This window comes from Teredinibacter franksiae (assembly GCF_014218805.1).
Classification (GTDB): Bacteria; Pseudomonadota; Gammaproteobacteria; order Pseudomonadales; family Cellvibrionaceae; genus Teredinibacter; species Teredinibacter franksiae.
Genome location: NZ_JACJUV010000004.1, coordinates 132,940 through 153,126, shown reverse-complemented (window position 1 = coordinate 153,126; position 20,187 = coordinate 132,940). Strand labels below are relative to the sequence as shown.

The 20,187-nt window shown below is 45.5% G+C and carries 18 protein-coding genes; 11 read left to right on the top strand and 7 right to left on the bottom strand.

Features of this window, described 5'->3' with window-relative positions:
• Positions 1–445: 445 nt before the first annotated feature.
• The 4 genes from H5336_RS19470 to H5336_RS19455 all read left to right on the top strand — a co-directional run bounded on the left by H5336_RS19470 (position 446) and on the right by H5336_RS19455 (position 3,509).
• Entirely contained in the window at positions 446–919 is a 474-nt protein-coding gene (locus H5336_RS19470) for a TonB-dependent receptor (RefSeq protein WP_185236135.1), read from the top strand.
• A 12-nt stretch (positions 920–931) separates the two neighbouring features.
• Positions 932–1,390 (top strand): hypothetical protein, encoded by a 459-nt coding sequence (locus H5336_RS19465; protein WP_185236134.1) that lies wholly within the window; start codon positions 932–934, stop codon positions 1,388–1,390.
• An 83-nt stretch (positions 1,391–1,473) separates the two neighbouring features.
• Complete coding sequence (locus tag H5336_RS19460) at positions 1,474–1,626, top strand: hypothetical protein (RefSeq protein WP_185236133.1); 153 nt, start codon at positions 1,474–1,476, stop codon at positions 1,624–1,626.
• Positions 1,627–1,745: 119 nt separating this feature from the next.
• Positions 1,746–3,509 (top strand): peptide MFS transporter, encoded by a 1,764-nt coding sequence (locus tag H5336_RS19455; protein WP_185236132.1) that lies wholly within the window; start codon positions 1,746–1,748, stop codon positions 3,507–3,509.
• Positions 3,510–3,840: 331 nt separating this feature from the next.
• On the opposite strand, the gene H5336_RS19450 is transcribed toward H5336_RS19455, so the two are convergent.
• Complete coding sequence (locus H5336_RS19450; protein WP_185236131.1) at positions 3,841–5,652, bottom strand: M2 family metallopeptidase; 1,812 nt, start codon at positions 5,650–5,652, stop codon at positions 3,841–3,843.
• A gap of 120 nt (positions 5,653–5,772) precedes the next feature.
• A complete protein-coding gene (locus H5336_RS19445) occupies positions 5,773–6,249 on the bottom strand; it encodes a methyltransferase family protein (protein ID WP_185236130.1) in 477 nt (158 codons plus the stop codon).
• Between the two features lie 142 nt (positions 6,250–6,391).
• Between H5336_RS19445 and H5336_RS19440 the strand changes: the two genes are divergently transcribed.
• Positions 6,392–6,994 carry a hypothetical protein gene (locus H5336_RS19440; protein ID WP_185236129.1) on the top strand — a complete coding sequence of 201 codons (603 nt, stop codon included), beginning with the start codon at positions 6,392–6,394 and terminating at the stop codon, positions 6,992–6,994.
• Here H5336_RS19440 and H5336_RS19435 read toward each other — a convergent pair.
• Positions 6,948–7,973, bottom strand: coding sequence for an IS630 family transposase (locus H5336_RS19435; protein WP_185235916.1), 1,026 nt, complete (start codon positions 7,971–7,973; stop codon positions 6,948–6,950). The two genes, H5336_RS19440 and H5336_RS19435, sit on opposite strands and share 47 nt — an antisense overlap.
• A gap of 33 nt (positions 7,974–8,006) precedes the next feature.
• Here H5336_RS19435 and H5336_RS19430 point away from each other — a divergent pair, with 33 nt between their 5' ends.
• The 3 genes from H5336_RS19430 to H5336_RS19420 are packed head-to-tail and all read left to right on the top strand — an operon-like array spanning position 8,007 to position 11,273.
• Positions 8,007–8,534, top strand: a complete 528-nt coding sequence (locus H5336_RS19430; protein ID WP_185236128.1) for a hypothetical protein — start codon at positions 8,007–8,009, stop codon at positions 8,532–8,534.
• Positions 8,479–9,321: a hypothetical protein gene (locus tag H5336_RS19425; RefSeq protein ID WP_185236127.1), complete on the top strand. Its 843-nt coding sequence runs from the start codon at positions 8,479–8,481 to the stop codon at positions 9,319–9,321. The genes H5336_RS19430 and H5336_RS19425 overlap by 56 nt, the downstream gene beginning before the upstream one ends.
• 2 nt (positions 9,322–9,323) lie before the next feature.
• Complete coding sequence (locus H5336_RS19420; protein WP_185236126.1) at positions 9,324–11,273, top strand: tetratricopeptide repeat protein; 1,950 nt, start codon at positions 9,324–9,326, stop codon at positions 11,271–11,273.
• Between the two features lie 73 nt (positions 11,274–11,346).
• Here H5336_RS19420 and H5336_RS19415 read toward each other — a convergent pair whose 3' ends face one another.
• Together H5336_RS19415 and H5336_RS19410 are read right to left on the bottom strand one after the other, a co-directional pair.
• The gene (locus H5336_RS19415; protein WP_185236125.1) at positions 11,347–11,970 is read right to left on the bottom strand and encodes an HAD family hydrolase; all 624 of its coding nucleotides are present in this window, start codon (positions 11,968–11,970) and stop codon (positions 11,347–11,349) included.
• Between the two features lie 121 nt (positions 11,971–12,091).
• Positions 12,092–13,015 carry a transporter substrate-binding domain-containing protein gene (locus H5336_RS19410; RefSeq protein WP_185236124.1) on the bottom strand — a complete coding sequence of 308 codons (924 nt, stop codon included), beginning with the start codon at positions 13,013–13,015 and terminating at the stop codon, positions 12,092–12,094.
• 652 nt (positions 13,016–13,667) lie between these two features.
• Between H5336_RS19410 and H5336_RS19405 the strand changes: the two genes are divergently transcribed.
• Complete coding sequence (locus H5336_RS19405) at positions 13,668–15,524, top strand: cation:proton antiporter (protein ID WP_185236123.1); 1,857 nt, start codon at positions 13,668–13,670, stop codon at positions 15,522–15,524.
• Between the two features lie 67 nt (positions 15,525–15,591).
• Here the strand turns inward: H5336_RS19405 and H5336_RS19400 are convergent, their stop codons facing one another.
• On the bottom strand, positions 15,592–17,181 hold the full coding sequence (locus H5336_RS19400; protein WP_185236122.1) for a phospholipase D family protein: 1,590 nt from the start codon (positions 17,179–17,181) through the stop codon (positions 15,592–15,594).
• 1,055 nt (positions 17,182–18,236) lie between these two features.
• Between H5336_RS19400 and H5336_RS19395 the strand changes: the two genes are divergently transcribed.
• Positions 18,237–19,238: a hypothetical protein gene (locus H5336_RS19395; RefSeq protein ID WP_185236121.1), complete on the top strand. Its 1,002-nt coding sequence runs from the start codon at positions 18,237–18,239 to the stop codon at positions 19,236–19,238.
• 15 nt (positions 19,239–19,253) lie between these two features.
• Positions 19,254–19,811: a glycoside hydrolase family protein gene (locus tag H5336_RS19390; protein WP_185236120.1), complete on the top strand. Its 558-nt coding sequence runs from the start codon at positions 19,254–19,256 to the stop codon at positions 19,809–19,811.
• 54 nt (positions 19,812–19,865) lie between these two features.
• Here H5336_RS19390 and H5336_RS19385 read toward each other — a convergent pair whose 3' ends face one another.
• On the bottom strand, positions 19,866–20,072 hold the full coding sequence (locus H5336_RS19385; protein ID WP_185236119.1) for a hypothetical protein: 207 nt from the start codon (positions 20,070–20,072) through the stop codon (positions 19,866–19,868).
• Between the last annotated feature and the right edge of the window lie 115 nt (positions 20,073–20,187).

Genomic DNA, 20,187 nt, shown 5'->3' with positions numbered 1-20,187 from the left:
TTAAGCTACGAAATTCACCTAAACGTTTATAGCGGCATATAACTTCTCCAGCTATCGCCTAACTCTTTTTATGAACGCAGAATCTAACAATCTGCATATACTAATAAAGGAAAATAGGAAACAATAAGGCGCTCTAATTCAAACCATTAAAGACGGTGCCCAATTATTTTTGAGTCGTTAATATTTGATGGGATTACTTTTTGTAACCCGTAAATACTTTAACACTATTTGTGGCGTTAGGCTTTCGCGCGAACCAGCGCAACGGATGGTGGTGGTCGCGACAGCAATCAGCTATCCCTAACGGCAGGAACGTCAAACGAAAACTCTAGCGCATTGTTTTTTGTGGAATACGAAAAACGGGATGGTTTAATAGCGCCTCAACGCGATTACATGGGTATTGGTACAGACCTGGCCTTCGACCACTTTTTCTCTTCTTATAGTTCCTATGGTGCGAGCTTACGCGGACCAAACGGCTCAACAGCGCAGGTATCTCCAGCTGAACCTGAGTGTAACGCTAGAGGTTTGCAGTGGTGGGATTACGGTAACAGCAACGTTAATGGAATTTGTGGCTTTGACCGCACCTGTAACGAAGAATGTCGATACTACTCTCGCCGCTCGTTACGACGAATACAGTGATTTTGGCGGCTCTGCCGTTCCTTCCATCGGTGTTGAATACCGCCCTATCGAAGATCTGATAATCCGCGGCCAGTTCGCTCAAACGTTTCGTGCTCCTGATATGCAGCGCGTATACGGAGACCCGTCCTATGGCTCCCAACAGGTAACCGACCCGCAAGGCTGCCAAAATGCAGGGGGTACACCCGGCCCAGATTCGCCTATTTCAGCCTGTAATGGCGAACACTATATCGACACCATTACTGGCCCAAACCCGGACCTCGACGCCGAGCAAGGCGAAAGTTAGAGCGTCGGCGCAGTGTATGGTTTCGACCTTGGAGGTGATTGGAATGTATCCGCTGACCTGTGGAACATCCGCCTAGAAGGCTTAGTAAATGAATTGGACGCACAAGCAATCTTAAGCGATTACGATACCTGGGGCCACCTGATTACTCGTGATCAAAATGGTTTCGCCGAATCTGTTACGGCCAAGGCTCAAAATGTTTCTTTCCAAGAAACACAGGGATTAGATTTTGCCTTGAATTACGCAATAGATGCAGCCAGCCTCGGTACTTTTTCTGCTCGCTTGAATAGCGCTTATCTATTAAGCTGGGAAACACAGTTCGATGTTAATTCCGATGTCGAGAATAAACTAGAAGAGACTAATGTTCCAGAATGGCGGCATGTGGCGCGCTTGGGATGGGATTACAATGATCTTAGTTTAGCGCTGGTACTGAACTATATCAGTAAAATGAACGGCGCCTTTAAAAGGACATGATAGATTGGGGGTATGCCGAAGATCTGGAGTCGCTACAAATAGATGCACACACCACTATGAACTTGTCTGCGAGTTATCAGTAATTGCCGAGTACTCGCATTATGGTTGGCATCAACAACCTAACAGATGAAGGCCCCAAGCAAGATCCAACCGATTACGGATGGCCTCACTACCCTCGTGAATATTACGACGCCGTTGGGAGAGAGTTTTTTGCCAATGTGGAATTAAACTTTTAATGCGCTCATTAGGGGCACTGCGGTTAAGAAGATTGTAATTGAATGGCCAACGGTTGTTGGCCTTTTTTTAACAACAGCACAGCTAACAAAATTATTCTGAAACAACCCGGAGAGCACACTTGTCTAATACAGCCAGCCAGACTGAACTTTTTGGCCATCCCAAAGGTTTATTCGTATGCTTCACTACGGAGCTGTGGGAAAGGTTTTCATTTTATGGCATGAAGTACCTGCTTTTGCTGTATCTCACGAAATATCATTTGTTTACTGATTCGGCCGGTTACGATGTACTTGGTGCTTATGCTGGCTTGGTGTACGCCCTACCGTTAATTGGAGGACTGCTCGCCGACAGATATTTGGGTATGCGTAAAGCGGTAGTTTTTGGTGGAATTTTGTTGGCCTTAGGGCACGCAACAATGGCGGTAGAAGGCACGCAAGCGCAGCTATATACGGCGGGTACAATATTGGAAAATGCCATAACGCTATCGAACGGTACGCAAATAGCGGCCGGTACCGAGCATATCGAGAATGTCCTTATTCAGGATAAAGGTGCGTTGAACGTTTTCTTTTTGGCGCTCGCGTTAATTACCCTAGGTGTAGGCTTCTTAAAGCCAAACATATCGGCCATTGTAGGTCGTTTGTACACAACCGAAGATCCTAGGCGTGATGCGGGTTATACCATTTATTATATGGGCATCAATATAGGGTCTTTTGCAGCCACATTGTTGTGTGGTTGGCTAGGTGAAACCTATGGCTGGCGATACGGGTTTGGTGCAGCTGGAATTGGTATGGTATTCGGCTTATGTAGTTTTTTATATGGCCAAAAATTCCTATATGGCCACGCAGACCCTGCCGATCCAGAACGACTTAAAGACAAAATTCTTGGCCCCCTAAATATCGAATGGGCAATTTATTTAGTTTCATTATTGTCACTTTCATTTTTCTGGTGGCTCGTACAGCACGAACATATTGTTCACGTAGCGCAAAACAGTTTACTTATAGTCGCCATTGTTGCCCTTATTCTCTACTCACTTAGTTATCAACATAAAACGACTTGGCACGATAAAGTAGCGGTATTACTTGCCCTCTTATGCATAGCGAGTGGGCTGGTGTGGGCCATAACCGGGCAAGAATTTGGATTGGGGGGAATGCTTATTGGCCTTGTGATCTTTGTTGTTTACGGGTTTAAAACCAATAATAGTCCCGAGTACAGCAGAACGGTTGTGTTAATGTTTCTAATATTATCTAGCGTGGTTTTTTGGGCATTGTTCGAACAGTCCGCTGGCAGTATGACTTTTTACGCTGACAGAGTGCTGGAAAGAACCGTTGCTGGCCACGAGTTTAAAGCATCACAATTTGGTTCGCTAAATGCCGGGTTTATCATGCTACTAGCGATTCCTCTAGCGGCACTTTGGGTATGGTTAAGTAAAAAGCAACTGGAACCGTCTACACCGGTTAAGTTTGGTTTAGGCATTATGCAGGCAGGTCTTGGTTTTGGCGCACTGGTAATAGGCGCTCATTATACGGATGAAGCTGGAAAAGTTGCGGCCATCTGGCTGGTTCTTGCCTACTTATTACATACCACCGGCGAACTTTGCCTTTCTCCGGTAGGCTTATCTGCCGTGAGTAAACTGGCAATACAAAAAGTGGTTGGCGTCAGTATGGGTACTTGGTTTTTGGCAACTGCGCTTTCTGAAACCATCTCCACCCGTATAGGTAAGATGGCCTCGATAGATACTGCTGGTGTAGAAAAAGCCTCTACCGCCGAAATGCTGGCGACCTATACAGAGCTTTACACTACATTAATGTGGTTTGGTATAGGTGTGGGTGTTTTCGTCATTGCGGTATCCCCTTTTCTGAAAAAGGGAATGCGCGGAATACATTGATTTAAATTACTCGGGCCTCGTTATGAGGCATAGCTGTCTGCGGTGGTTTTTAGTTTCTTGTGCTTATATCTATGCACATTGGGTGTTTGTACTGAACCAATAAAATTCAGTACCTGTCTCGCTCATACCCGAGAACGCGGGTGTCTAGCTTTAAGCCCTCACAGGGCTGCGAAAATACTAAACTCCCGCATTCGCGGGAGTAATTGAACAGAAAATGCGAAAAATTTCTAGAATTCCCGGACGCCAACGCTCATAGGCAGATATCCAACCGCGAGTATTTCGTAACGCCGATGAGTAATGCCTTTGCTGCGTAAAAATGCATAAAAGAAAATTACCAGCCACACTGCCTATCTTTATTTTGTTCATCTAGCCACACTTTAACAGGCTGAAAGTAATCCACTATGGCCGATGCATCTAGTGCCTGCTGCCCTGTTAGCGCTTGCATAGCCTCTTGCCAGGGTCGGCTACTGCCCATCTCCATCATCGCCTGCAATTTTTCCCCGGCGTCTTTATTGCCGTATATAGAACAACGGTGCAATGGCCCTTCGTAACCGGCGGTTTCACACAGCGCACGGTGAAACTGGAACTGCTGTATAAAAGCGAGAAAATAACGTGTGTAGGGCGTATTTCCGGGAATATGGAATTTTGCGCCTGGGTCGAAATTAGACTCGTTACGTGCAACCGGTGCCACTATGCCCTGATACTCTTCACGTAGTGCCCACCAGGCTTTGTTGTAGTCGACAGGCGCTACTTCACCGTTGAACACTTGCCAGCGCCATTTATCAACCAACAAACCAAAGGGTAGAAAAGCTATTTTGTCCAGCGCCTGCGCCAACAAATAGTCTAAATCTTCCCCTGCGGGAGGCTCTTCATCTAAGAGGCCTACATCCACGAGATAGCTCGGTGTAATGGAGAGTGCAACGGTATCGCCCACAGCTTCATGAAAGCCATCGTTTGCACTTCCTCTAAAGAAAATGGGTTGGTGCTTATAGGCACGCTGATAATAGTTGTGGCCGAGTTCATGGTGTATCGTTTGAAAATCTTCGGCATTGGTTTGGATACACATTTTTATGCGCAGGTCGTCTTTGTCGTCAAGATTCCACGCGCTGGCGTGGCATACCACCTCTCGGTCTTGAGGTTGAAGAAGCTGCGAACGATCCCAGAAGGTCTGCGGTAACGGATCAAACCCTAAAGACGAAAAAAAACCTTCACCAAAACGAACCATCTCAAGTTCGCTTACCTCTTTACTGTGTAAAAGCTCATTAAGGTCGTAGCTACTACGGCTATCAGACTGTGGCTTTACCTTGTCAACTATATTTCCCCACGTTTGTGCCCACATATTACCTAGCAGGTGGGCTGGAATTTTACCGCTAAGGGGAGCGACATCTTCTCCATATGCACGGTTAAGTGACGCGCGCACGTGGCAGTGTAAAGCCTCATATAGCGGCTTTACCTTGTTCCATTGTGCGTCTAAATCGGCTGCGAATACGTCCGCGGGCATATCGTACTTGGAGCGCCACATAACAGAAAGGTTTTCATAGCCCAGGTCCTGCGCCCCGGCGTTGGCAATTTCTACCTGGCGCTCATACATGGGGCGCATTGGTGGTGAAACGTCTCGCCAGCCAGCCCACAACTCTTGTAACAGCGCTGCGTCGTTAGAGGTGGCAAAAATATTAGCCATTTGGGTAAGGCTTAGGCACTCGCCCGACTGTTTGCAATATTTTCCCTCACCGTACATGGCCTGCATTTTTGAGCCAATTTCCGACAGCTCAGCCGCCAGAGCCTCATCATTAGGTGAAGGGAAAGACAAGCCGGATCGTAACGCATCAAGTTTACGCCGCGTTTGTGCAGACAAGTCGGCGTTTTGCCAATTTTTTACCTGCATGGCGTACTTAACAACTTTAAGGGTAAGCTCTTTGTTTGCGCGAGCTTCAACGAGTTGGCTGTCCATATTGATATAGGTTGCTGCCAGCCAGGCCGCATGAGCAGCAAAGATTTGGGCGTCTTCCAGTTCTACTTCTGCCTCAGCTAAAAAAGCATCGGCTGTTTGCTGGTTGTAAACTGGAGTAGCACTTTGTTCGCATCCAGAAAAAAACACGGCTATAAAGCACAAAATGAACAGTCTAAATTTAAGTTCTCTCATTTTCACAACTCCCCCAGACTTAAGTAATGGCGAAATAAAGTATACGCTGCAATAGACCCAAGGCCTATATACCGGTTGCCTAATTGGCATTTTGAACCACCATAAACTAAAAGCCTAAAGCTACAGCCAGCGCCGAACCCTATTTTTGTAGTTTAAGTATTGCGCACCAAATATGCGTGCGAGGGCCTGCTCTTCAGGGATGATTTGCAACCGCGTTAAAACCCACATCAGAAAGGGTATCAGTATAAGGCCAATATAATTACCAAGGTAAACGACCCAAGCCAGCAGCAGTGTAATAAGCCCCAGGTACATAGGGTTACGTGTATAACGATAGAAACCGGTGGTTACAAGCACACGATTGTTGTTCACGTTTAGCGGGTTAAAAGATGTTCGAGCCGCCAAAAATTGCACTATTGAGCGAATATCCAAGCCAAGCCCGGTCAGCAGTAACACCGCGCACACTAACTTGCGGGTGGTGTGCATAAAAGAAGGCTGTTCGACCACCCATTCCCCAATAATCAAATGTGCATCTATTAGCCATGCAAACCCACAAAACAACAGTAGATATACCGGTGGCGGGACAATATTACGTTTCAAGCAGACACTCCAGTGTTGGCAAGGGATTCTAGGGGTAACCACCTTGCATCGCCCAAACTCTAACGATATGCTCCCCTTCTGGTTGCACTCTAAGGCTAACCAGATGCATAGCTCCGATTAAACTTTGAACACCGGCAAAGCAATGGATTCGCCCAAAAGCCAAGCGCCCTCTCTTCCCTTAGGCCACCTCGTTGCAATCGCTGTTTTATACGCCATTGTAAACTTGTGGTTTTTGCAGCATACCGGGCAATCGGTAGTAGATTTAGCGACACGCGGCGGCATAGGCGTTTTTGCTATTGGCTTTTTGGCTTCACTCGAAAAATTACAAAACACCACCCACCAAACACTACTTACGCAAGTCATGCGGGCACTCCTAAATCTTCTTGCTAAACCCTCTGTGATAGTCTTTTGTTATGGCATTGCGCTGGTGGTATTGAGTGTAAAATCGTCCATTACCGTATTGCCCTCTACCGCAACAAATGGCATACGCATCAGTGAAGGTTCCGACGTCAGTAGCCAGTATATACCAGTCAGTAAAGACGCTACGCACACTTGGCTTACGGTGAATCCGTTTGGTAGTCATTATCGAATAGCATCCCCTGGCTTTCAGCCTAAAACGGTAATGGTCTACCCGCTTGTAAGCACTACGGTAAACGTAGAGGCCGACCTCGACCGCACACCAACCTTATACATACTACCTAGGCAGCAGCAAACGATACAGTTGCCTCTTGAAAAAACGATTTAATCAGGGCCTTATCCCGTTTGATACTTTCCAAATCTAAAACGGCACGATTCTTTAGTGATTCCCCCTTCTTGAGTGGCTTTTTTGATGTGCCGATATTTCTCACCTGATTCCACACAAGCTCGTCTGGGTTTAAATCCGGTGCGTACGGTGGTAGAAACACCATTTCAATTTTTCCTTCAAGTGTTTCAATATAGTCCGTGACCTTCTTTGATTTATGTACGGGATGCCCATCAACGATAAGTATGACGGGGTGGTTACGGCCTTTTTGGAAACTTTTTAAGCATTCAATACATTTATCCGCATTAAATTTTCCGTCAAAAACGTGATACCAAAAGCCCCCCTTATTTGATAACGCTGAGATCGCATTAATGGCCTGTCTTTGACCGCTTGTTCTGACGACAGGTGTCTTTCCTTTTTCACCCCAGGTACGCTGTAAAGGATCATCAGAACGAATAGTGGCTTCATCCAACCAAAATATCTCAGCCCCTTTCTTTTTAGCGTATGCCCTAACTTTAGGGTAGACGTCGTCAACCCATTCTTGCACCGCTTTCTCGTCCCGCTCATAAGCTCTACGTAGCGGTTTTTGTGGCGTCAAGCCCAAGCGATGCAGAATTTTACCGACACCGGAAATGCTTAGGGTAACGCCAAACCGTTCAAGAATTAAATCAGCAACAATTTGGCGTGTCCACAAACCAAAATCAAACCCATGCTGCCTAGGATCTCCGCCGATTATCCACCTCTTTATTTCTTGCTCTTCAAGATCGGATAGTGTTCGATTGCGTCCAGTGCGCGCCTTGGGAGCCAGAGCTTCAATTCCTTTTTCACGCGCTAAACGCAACCAAGTGAAAATTGTTCGGCTTCCAAGACCAAAACTGCGTGTCACTTCGGCCGCACTTTCACCATCATGCACTCGCTGCACGGCTATCTTGCGAACTAAATGCTGCTCTTCTGTACTAAGTTTTCTTGCGTCATTTTTCATGACTTCAATTATACAGGTTTCAAATGAAATGTATTGTTTTTTAGTGGCCCGCTAGTACGCTTGGATGGCGGGTACGCAAAGTATCTAAGATTATGTAAAGGCAATAAAAAGAAATGCGGAACCCTCGCAATTTACAAAAAACAAACCGACCATTGGTGTAGGCTTGCCAGTATTCGTGAGCCGGGTAAGGCGTTTTCCGTTGGTTGGCCACGCATGCCTGGCGCAAACGAGCTAAGTTATTGGAACCTTACATACGACGCAGCCAACCTCAACAGCATTGCGCAGGAAGACGCGCGAGCAAATGCAGCCCTTAAGGCAAAACATCTCTACAGTTGGCTTAACCCCGTTACAATTGGAGATCAGTATTTTCAACCAGGGCAAAATTTTCAGTTGGCGCTCTTTAATTACAAAAATGAACTGCGCGTTCACCATCAGTTCAACATGCCAGACAAACCCATTTTTGATGTATTCCTAACACCCGCTTTTACTCAAGGAGAAAAACCGGATGAAATCGATTTTTCAGTGGATGATTGTAGTTGCGCTCACAACGGCGAGTGCTGAAGCGCTTTGCCTGACTACCATTAACGTACATTTTTCGGTGGTGGAGCCTAGCTACCATGAATTCTTGGAACCGCAAGAAATTGCCGAAATTGAAGCAAAAGCAGCTGTCATTGTTGCTAATGCGTTATCGAGAGAGTTCCAACTGTTTGAATTTAAGCCTTCTACAGTCGGCGAAAACGACAACACCTTATTCGTTATGTTAGATCGCCTGCGCAGCAGTCAAGCCAACGACATCCAGCCGATCTCACTCTACTGGTCTTGGATTCAGGGAGATAAAGACAAAGCCAAGTGGGCTTTTTATTCTTCGGCAGAATTTATTGACCTAGATTACGAAGCGCAACCCTTTTACGACAGGCTAAGCCTGATAATGGAAGAAGGTAATTATCAACAATTACAAGAATCATTATTGGTGAAAATACCGGTTAGTCAGCAAGGCACCTTTATGCCAGACAAAAGCGGAGCAAAACCCGGCTGGCAATTGTCTCAAAGTCATCGAGACTTATGCCTTCATCCCGATTCCGTATTAATTGTGAACAGTAAATGGATGGAAATACAGCGTAAACTCGAAGCCGACGTCGTTATTCCCAACAGCTACGATGAACATATTTTTGGCGAAATTCGCGATGTTAGTGCCCTTAATCAAATTTCTGGCATTGACCCGAATAACCCCGCCGAAAACGACAGTGTTTTTGTTGAGGCCTTTGTTTTTCGTTACGCAGCACTAACAGACTGTTCCAGAGAAAATGACAATGACGGAAATGTTTCGCCGTTAATGGTTGGGAGGTAGCTATGTACAAGTCCACTTTAAGTACATTATTTACCGTCATTCTCTTAGTAAGCGGTGAGCTATCGGCACAAAATACTTTGGAAAACCCGGTTAAGGCTTTACTGCAAGCCAACACAAACACAGATAACCCTAGGCGAGTATTATCACAATTGGAACGGGCTCAGGACTCACCAGAATGTAAGGCAAATTCCGAATGCCTATTTCTAGGCGAGTTTAGTATGGGTTACTACATAGCAAAACTTGCCGACGAAAACGCTTCGCTCATTGCGCAAGCCGAAAAACACTACCGTAACGCGCTAATCCTAAAACCCGATAACCGTGCCGCGCTTAAAAACATCACCAACCTTCTGCGAAAAGAGCAGCGTGAATACGATGCCACACCGCTGTACGTAAAAGCGGCCGAGTCCACAATAGACAAAGACACAAAAGCACGTCTACTAATAACAGGCGGTGACCTAATTAGTGCGCAAAACCCTAATTACGCCATCAAACTTTACACTAGCGCGTGTGAGCACACTGAGCCGTGTAACATCGGTAAACCCCGCATTCTATCTGCACTAAAAAATATGAAGGAAAGCCGGCGTGAACGTTTGATTCAACGACTATTAGTAGAATGGCAGGATGACCCAATTCACCTGCAGGCACTAAGGGAAGAACAGGTGGCCCTACTAGTAAACATTCCGCACTCAATTGCTACAGAACAAGAGTTGTCCGATATTTACAACGATTGGCTAACGCTTTCGGCTATAACGCACACGTTTAATATGGCATCGTTTCAGCGTTTTACCACCGATTTAAACAAGGCTTACGTTAAAATTGGTGTTAACCCGCGGCCACTAGAAAAATCTACGCGAGAAATAGTCCGCTTTTACAAAACAGGCTATGTGGGCGACATACACGCTTATGTTGGCAGTCGCCCGCTATACCGTCAGGCTGTTTCCTATCTAATATTAGACTGGGGCTTTAAAACCTTAGAACGCAATGCTAACCCATCTCGCGTGGCCACAGCCTGGGAGCAGGCACTGAATAATTTTATCCCCAAGTTTGAGCAATACACTATGGTCGCAGACTTAAAAGGCCTTGACGTGGTGAGGCTGGATTTTTACTCAGAATTGGCTGCACTCTATTACCGACACCCAAAAATTGATCCCGATAACAAACGGTTCAAAACCTTGGTGCGCTCTTTGTTTGCTAGTAAGACAAAAGCCTACGAGATGAAGGATTGGCAAGCCATACAAAAACACCACACCATACTGGGCATGATATACAAGCAAAGACCAGATCTGGAAGACGAAAGCGAGAAATATATGAACGCGAAATTCCAGCTTTCTAATGCCGTTATTGTTGCAGACAAACGCTACGAGAAAGGAGAAATGTATCAACCCTTACCCACCGTTATTAAAAGCTTGGCGGAAACCTGCGACCAAGGTTTTAATGCTCAGCATTGCAGTGTACGTGGGTCGGAAAAGAACGTGGCTGCGCTTTATGCCGAAGCAGGCAAAGCCTACCTTGATGCAAACCGACTAAAATCCGCAGAAAAAATGATTGGCGAACTTAAAGAGCGGGCGAATACAGAAAAGCAGCAAAAAAACTTGATAATGCTGGATGCTGTTTACCAGATACGTCAAAAACCTGAAAAAGCCCTTTTGTCACCAACCTCAATCGAAAATCCACAGTTGAATGAACGCGTTTCTCCGGATATTTTGGAGGTGGATAAAAAGTTTGTTGAACGTCAACTTAAAAGTACACGTATACAATTGGAAAGGTTTAGTGAAAATCAGGTGCTAACCCCAGAGCAGATTAAAGTAAAGCCAATTCAACAACAGCCGAGCCAAATACAGTTGCAAGTACTGCCGGCCTCACCTGCAGCCGAGCAGCTGGAGGCTGACAAACCTGCTCTACGCCTATATAACACGCCTGAAATCACCAAGGCGCGTGATACTAGCGATTAGCGCTAAATAGGTTTATGTTCGGCGCTTATTACAAGCCTGCATAGTGTGTTTTAGTGGCACGGTGTGCAGGTTATTACTTCTCACGTATGCATCCATAAGCGCTCAACACGCTTTTTACTTCGGTTAAACCGTGGGCCTTTTCGGCCTGCAGTCCTGCCTTTCTAGCGGCATCCACATTGACTTGGTTATCATCAAGAAACAACACATTGGCTGCCTCAACCCGCATATCCTTTACGACATAGTGAAATCCGTGAACGTCTGGTTTAAAAAAACCGATTTCGTAGGACGCATAAGTGTGGTCGAAATAGTCGGCCAAGGCCAACTCATCGAGCAACCTTGGCAAATGCAGGGCGCTAGTGTTAGAAAAGAATGCTAATGTATAGCGCGACTTAAGCGCCATAAGTATTTCGCTAGCGCCCGCGAACAGCTCTTTTGGCCATTGAATAAAAGCCTGCTTAAAGTCGTCCTCAGAGACTTCGAGGTTTAGTTCCCCTATAACACCAGTCACAAAATCAGCCGATGATATAGCGCCAGTTTCATACCGCTGAACAAAAGTTGAGCTCATCCATAACTGCCAATTCTGCTCATGAGAAAGACGCATTGATATCCAATGCGCTTTAATTGGAGGGCCATCCAATTCTATAAGTACGCCCCCAAGGTCGAAAAGTATAGTGCTTACGCTGTTATTCGAACTCATGCTGCTTACCTTAATTAAGGACATGTTTATATTGCTGCAAGTTTCACACTACCACCCTGCCCCACATTAGGGTTAAGTTCCTGTTGAATATGGATAAAAGTGCCTTAAAGTTAAAGTGCGGTTAAATGGTGTCCTGCTCCAAAATTGGTGATAAGACAATATTCTTGGATTTAACCAGTATGGGGGGGTAGCTTTGCAGGGGCTTAGGAATCGTTATGTTTGCCAAATAGAATACCCGTAAGTTTTGGTCACCTAGCCGTTTTACGCTATCAGAAAAATGCTTATTGAAAAGGGCATCCAAGCTGCCATCAACATAGGTTTTTTCCAGCCCGGCCCTCAACCTGTTGGCCAATAATGGGTATTTTTTACTTACTTGGAAATACACTGGAAACGAGTAATAGAGGACGACACCAGGAACTACCCCGACCTGTTCAGGCGTACGCCCTTTTTTGGCAAGTGTTTTCTCAACCTCTGAAACACCCAGAGGCAAATAGTTAAACCTGCCGTGACTTAGCATATCGAATAATTTCACAATGGTAGGGCCGGTAGTAACCGGCAGTTGATTGTCCCGATAAATACGCACATCCACCCAGCCTGTAACCTGGCCTGCCTGATAGGCTTGTAGTTCGCTATAAGTTTTAATCTTAGAAAGTTGTTGAACATGCTGCTGGGGCGCGACCAATGCGCGGTAACCGAGTAACCCTTTCATGATGGGGATAGGCACAATTTGAAGTTCGCGATCTGAAGCGAATTTTTGAACCGGTAATGGGTTGGCAAACATATTAACATGGGTTCCCGATGCGACCTCGCGCCGCCCACGATTAAAATTGGCCTCTAGTAAAACTTTTTTGTACGTATAGGGCCCAAATTCATCGACTGTTTTTTGTAACAACAGCAGCGTTAATTCTGTCTCGTACGCAATGCGTGATTGGCTCATACCAGACACAGAAAATTTCGGCTCAAAGGCAGGGTTTTCAGCGTTTATTTTCGCAATAGGTAACCCGGCGAAGCTCAAAAATAGAAGCACAGCTATCGAAACACTCACATTCTTGCTGCTGGGATAACCCATAGTAAAAAAACGTCCCTATTGCTAATTGAGGTGGCCTAGATACTAAGTGGCTCTATCGCTCAATTACATTTTACCTTCGGTTTACACTGTGTAAACCACACTATATTTACTGGGCATCTATATGAATAACACAGGCATTCCGGAATCGGTTAACGAAAAGCCAGTATCTAAAACGCACACCGTATAACGCCATTCTACCGCGTCAATGTATCGCTTATAAATACAGGCAAGCGCTACTCGGTATTAATTGAATCAACTTTGGCGCTCAATACCTCCAAGTGTCCCGTTATATTGAAAAGCACGTTACCCTCCTCCTATGCACAGGGTAAAAAGTGTACGCAGTTACTCAATGAAGCCTAGTTTGGTAATGGATAAATTCAGACGTCTATCCTTATGAAATGCGATGCTACACCGCTACTGGTGTCAATTGCTGCATTAAACTTCTTTACGTTCAAAGTCAGTGGTTAGCTGAGTGATTTTTGGCGGTTTTGACCTCAATGTAAAAAGCTGTGGCTAACGTTACCGTAACGTGCTGAGGGTCGCCATGGATTCTGCTTGTGTAAAGCCTCTAGTTGCCTATACTGAGCCATTCATCGCTGAATGCAGAAACCAAATAAGTAAATACTTTATGACAATAGAGCTGATTATTCCGCTGCTTCTTATCCTTGCTATGGGTTGCCAGTGGCTGGCTTGGCGAATCAAGCTTCCTGCAATTGTGTTCTTGTTGTTAGCTGGGCTCGCTGTGGGCCCAATAACGAACTGGATTGATCCAGACGCGATATTTGGCAATCTGCTCATGCCAATGGTTTCTCTCTCCGTTGCTATTATATTGTTCGAAGGAAGTCTTACGCTTAATACAGACGAAATTAAAGGCGTAAGTAAAGTTGTACAACGAATGATTACCGTTGGAGCGCTAGTTACCTGGGTTATTGTTGCGTGCGCCACACATTTTATATTTGATTTCTCTTGGCAAATAAGCGCTCTATTTGGAGCCATTGTTATCGTTACCGGCCCCACTGTTATCGTGCCTATGTTACGTTCGGTTAGGCCGACACAAAAAATTGCCAATATCTTACGCTGGGAAGGGATAGCAATTGACCCTATCGGTGCGCTGATGGCTGTGTTGACTTACGAGTTCATTCTCGTGAGCGTTGATCAACCGGCCATTAGTCATATTATTGGTCTCTTTTTAGAGACAGTAGCGGTGGGTGTTATAATCGGAATAGCCGCAGGATGGCTGCTGGGGCGCTTGCTCACCAAAAATTTGCTACCAGAATACCTGCATAACTTCGCAACCTTAAGTTTGGTGCTGCTGGCTTTCAGCGGGTCTAACGCCCTCGCCCATGAATCTGGCCTGATAGCGGTTACCGTAATGGGAATGTGGCTAGCTAATAGAACGGCTATTGATATTCACCCCATCCTAAACTTCAAAGAACATCTCAGTATTCTACTAATCTCTATGCTGTTTATTATTCTGGCAGCGCGTATAGACCTTGTGCAGTTATCAAGTTTTGCCGGGTCGGCCTTGCTGTTACTTTTCGTACTTCAATTTATTGCTCGACCAGCAAAAATTTTAGTCAGTACACTGGGGTTAGATGTTAGCTGGAGGGAACGTGCGCTACTGTCTTGGATAGCGCCAAGAGGCATTGTTGCCGCCGCTATTTCGGCTATTTTCGCCGATCGCTTGGTCGCTGTTGGTTATACTGAAGCGGCACTGCTCGTACCGCTCACCTTTTCGGTGATTATAGGCACGGTTGTTTTACAAAGCTTCACCGCGGGCTACTTCGCTAGGCTTTTGGGCGTTGCGGAACCTGAGCCGATTGGGTTCTTAATCGTCGGTGCAAGTGCCTTTCCGCGCGCATTAGCCAATGAGCTCGTAGCACATAAATTTCGTTGCCTATTAGTGGATTCAAATACCGATAACATACGTAAGGCACGAATGGAGGGGCTAGACGTATTTTATGGCAACCCCGTATCAGAGCATGCCGATATTCATATGGATTTAACCGGTATCGGCCGGCTTTTAGCCCTGTCTCGGCAGCGTTCTGTCAATATTGTTTCGGCGATTCATTTTCGTTCAGACTTCGGCAATGACAAGATATTCAGGCTGCCGATGTCGGGTGAAAACAGCCAGTCAGACAAACATAGAATGGGCAGTAGTTATCAAGGTCAAACCCTCTTCAGTGACAACATTACCCACCTAGAATTAACAAGCCTGCTTACCAAGGGCTTAAAAATGAAAAGTACAAAAATATCGGAGGAATTTGACTGGCTTCAATTTGAAAATAAATACAAAAGTTCGAGATTACCGCTATTCGAAATTAACGCAAAAGGTCGTATAACACCGTTTACCACCAGCGAAGTTATAACGCCAACAGCGGGTTCGACTATTATCGCTATAGAAACAGTTGCGCCAGAGGAGATTGACCCCTCGGCTGAAAAGCCTTCAAAACAAAACGATGGAACCTCAGGCGTATCAAAGTAGATGCTTAGTACAAGTAACGATGACCCTAAGCATCTTATGCTAAGCAGTGTATGTTGTACGCAATAGTTTATAACTGACTTTCGGGAACAAACCAGGAAAGAAAACGTGTAGACAAACGTTTCCATAAGCTTGTGTCAGGCTCGTGGCTATAGCGAATCACTTTGCCATTATCATCGGCCTCCCACACAAGCTTGCCATTGTCGTCCAGTAGCACCCTGTAAGCCTTGCCTGCAATATTACCGTCAAAAGCATTGTGCAGCGCCTGGGCATACGCGGGGCTTTCAAAGTAAACACCCAGCTCAGTGTTAAGTTCGACAGATCGCGCATCCAAATTAAACGACCCTATGAATACATCACGTTGGTCGAAAGCAAAATATTTTCCGTGAAGACTTGTCCGTTCTGCGCCTTTCCAGCTAGACCCATCCTCCGCGTTTTTGCTTCCGACTTTTTCAGATGATTTTATTGTTCTATATTCGAATAGTTCAACTCCACCGGCAATCAATTGTTTACGGTAACGCATATAGCCAGAGTGAACTAATGCGACATCATTGGCGGCGAGTGAGTTGGTCAGTATACGGACGCTTACGCCGTCACTAACGCGGTCAACCAAATATTCAGCAAATTGACTGCCAGGCACAAAATAAGGAGAAACAATAATAATTTCATTTTGCGCGCGGTCTAAGCCTTGCTTTAATTGCGGTGCAAGATGGGTTTCTTTCGTAACCGCCTTTGCGTCTACTTTACTGGACGCATCATATACCAGCACCCACCTACCCCACTCAAACTGAATGTCATTAATGCTGGTTACATCAAGCAAGCTTAAGGCGCTCATCGCTTTGGCATAGTCACCCATTTGAGCGGTATCTATATACGCTGTGAGCTGTTTACGAAAGGTCGCTACTGCGTCTTTAGTGACAGGTTCACCTTCTGCAAAAGCATCTAGCGGGTATACCCATTGGCTATTCCAATACACATCGAAGGCATTAGATATCTCTTGAGCAATTGGCCCGATGGCCATGGCGTCTAGGTCGCTAAATCCGACCTCCTCCGCAGCCCCCATATACTCATCGCCTATATTTCGACCACCAAAGACTGTTACCTGGTTATCGATTGTAAGCGTTTTATTGTGCATACGATGATTAACGCGGGAGGTGTCAGTAATAAAATCTCCTGCCCTCATATTCCTATTTGCAAACGGATTAAACAAACGTATTTCTATGTTGGCGTGCGCATTAATAAGGTGAAGCGTATTCTCTTTACCTGCGGTATCTAAGTCGTCTAATAGTAACCTTACCCTTACGCCTCGATCCGCCGCTTTTAACAATTGTTGGTGCATGGCCTTCCCTGAGAGGTCGTCATGCCACATATAGTATTGTGCGTCGATACTCATTTCTGCGTCTTGCATCAGCACCAACCGCGCGGCCAGCGCTTCTATGCCACGCGACAAAGCATGAAACCCCGATTCATTCGGGTGAGCTTGCAATAAGGGCTCAATATGTTTCCCTAATTCGGCGCTAGAGGTGTTTTGTAATGCGTAACTGGGCGTTCTGCTAACATCGCTGGGCAATGAGGCGCACCCAATAAAAGCAATAAAAGACAGTAATAGCAGTGTATATAGAGTACAGCGCTGAATTAAAAAGCGAAGTTTAATGTTCATTTTTTTGGGTGTTATCCATTGCTAAAAAACGGGAGAAGCTAAGCGACAAAAATTTACTCTAACATGCGAATAGAAGTACTTTATAAGGCAGCTAAACCCAACCTAAGGCGTCCGTAAAAACAACCCACAATAAGTCGAACACAAATGGCTGCCAGTTAAAACTACCGAGCTACAAGGCTAGTGTAAAAAAGTGCGCCAATGTGTACAGCTTCCTTTGATAGTAAAATTTGAGTGCGCGATAATGTTTTCCCCGGGCCGCACCAGTACCCTGAAAAAAACCTCACTCAAATCCCTTATAGGGCACCTTTACTATTTGCACAAAAGTAGGTGACCACATGCCCCCGGAGACCAATACGTGAGCCTGGTGCCCACTCTTTTTATAAGGCTTTAGCTGTGGGCGGTAATATTGTCCCCAATTACATCAAAAGTATCCAGGGTATGCCTTATACAATCAACAACAGAGACACCAGTGTAAAGCCGATCAGCATAGCCTGAGCGGCTTGTGTGTTTCGGCGAGCGCGATAGGCAAAAAGTCAGCAAGCCATTGGCTGTGCTTCCCATAACGGTTTATTTTTTCCGGTAGCCCTTTATAACTTGACCGTTTAGATGTTTTAGCCGCTAAATGTTGGTTATTCGCGACACCGATCCCGCTATTAGCCGACTTTACTTCTCCTAGGCAAGACCGAAGCCGGTTTGAGTCCCTACGATTTGTATCGGCTGACCAGGTCATTATTCGCGCCTCTACGGTTGCTCAAGCTTTAGGCTTCTGCCATATTGCGTGCAGAACAATAAGGTTAAATAAGGTCAGGTAGCACCTGTTAAAATATAAAACAATGTGTTCATTGTGAAGTTGGTGGTGATCATAAGTATCCACCGTTTAAGAACACTCAAGCATGATAAAAAATATTTCGCTGTAGCCAAAGCCTTAACCCCTACCATTTGACTTTAAGGTGAAGCTTGCGATACTCACTAGTCTTCAATATAGTTTTCCCGAATCGCTGGGGTTAATCGACAATTCGGGATCCATTTTAGTTGTCATGCTTTAGGGAGTGCGCATGAACCAGTCTGAAATAGATGCTTTATATAACGCTAATATTAGTCAGCTAAACACCATGAACATTGCCGCCGGCAGTATGGTAAAAACATTGTTGCAATCGTTGGAGGCGAATGGCTCAGTATACCTGCGCTTAGAGAATCCAGTAGAGGGTGGCCACCGCGTTGGCTATAGTTTAATCGAAGGCGATTCGCGAATTGTTACCGCCCTTGCTGATGCGCTAGGCCTAGGGTTAAGTGAATCAACAATCGAGGTACCCATGATTAAAAAACTTGCCATTTCCTCCGTCTCTGTTGCGGTTTGCACTATGGTGGCTTTGGCATACGTAACCGCGCGATTTGTTGATAAAGAAGAAATTTTACGCGCTAAAAACGAACTCGAACAACTGCGTACCGAGCATACCGCGCTACAAACAAAGGTGGCAAAACTAACGCACGAGCAAAGCGAGCTAAAAGACGATATTAAGGGTAAAGCATCGGAAATTGAACGAAATAAAAACACCATCACTACGCTAAAGCAACAGCAGGAAGTTCAGCAATTAAATGTGCGCATGCTGCGTACTCAGGACGAACAGCTACGCTCGTTTTTTCAGGCCTACCCAGAACTGAGTAAGGCTAAAAATGTGGGTGTAACCAAAATGCTGGTGAATGAAGAGCTAAACCTTACAATCGACTACCTTGCAGTACCGCTGGGGTTTGCCGAAACTTTTGTGATTGAGCATAATGCCAAGATTAAGCTGCAGGAACAGCTCGACAAATACAAGCAAAATGAAGACTTGTATGGTTCAGTAATAGATCTAAAGGACAAGGTTCTAAAGCTCGAAGAGACGAAAACCCAGGCCTTTCAGGTAGGGTACGACAAAGCCTTTACGCTTTATGAAGGTGTTAACGAAAAGTACGTTAGCTGTTTGGAAAAGCCGCCAAAGGTAGAAATAAAGGCGCCTAACAAATGGTTATTATTGGGTTGCTCGGCTGTCGGTATCGCCATTGGAGCTGGACTTTAATCGTAGGAGAATCGTATGTCTGATTTTATGGAAAAGCTTCGCCACCTGATCAAGGGTGGCGAAGGCTGTATTGATCATATGTATCTGGATACCGTGGCAAAGGTTACGGTTGGCGTGGGCAATATGTTGCCCAATGTGGCTGCTGCGCAAGCACTGCCTTTTTTATTGCGCGATAGTGGCAGCTCAGCATCGCCGTCGGAAATTGCGCAAGACTTTGAAAGCGTCACCGAACAAGAGCCCGCTAAGGTCGCTAGCCGCTATAAGCAATATACCCAACTGTATTTACCGGAGGGCGCAATAGATGACCTACTTGACCGCCGAATCGAGGGCTTTGAAAGAAGATTGCGAGACGATTTCCCCGACTATGACGGCTACCCTGAATCTGTTCGCCTAGCGTTGATGGATATGGTTTTTAATTTGGGTAATCGTGGTCTAATAACCAAATTCCCCAGCCTTACGCGCGCCGTCCGTGAAAACGATTGGGCCGAGTGCGCGGCCCAATGCCGCCGCCGAGGTATAGCAGACAGCCGAAATGAAGAAGTGAGGAATCTGTTCCTTATGGCGCTGGGTTAAACATTAGGTTAATGCATTACCCATTTTCCATTGCCCATTGCCGTTACATGACGGTCACGGCGTTGCTCGATATTGCGAAATCAAATCGATAATTTCGTGATCGCTAATGGCTGCTTCCAAGGCTGCGTCTAAGCTGGCGCGCTGAGGAAGGTATATATTAAACTTTTTTTGTAATACATCGACAACCTGACTGTCGATGCAGGGATCAAAATCTACACCCGAAAAAATGAGTATCCGCTGCTTTATAAATTCTCTATTCAATTTTCAGTATCGCCCTAATTAATCAATATGTGATGTGTTGGCCTAAAAGGCACTGTGTGTGTTTAACCCGTGCTAGCCAATAGGTCAAGGCTTGCCCTACCCTAAAGATATTTGT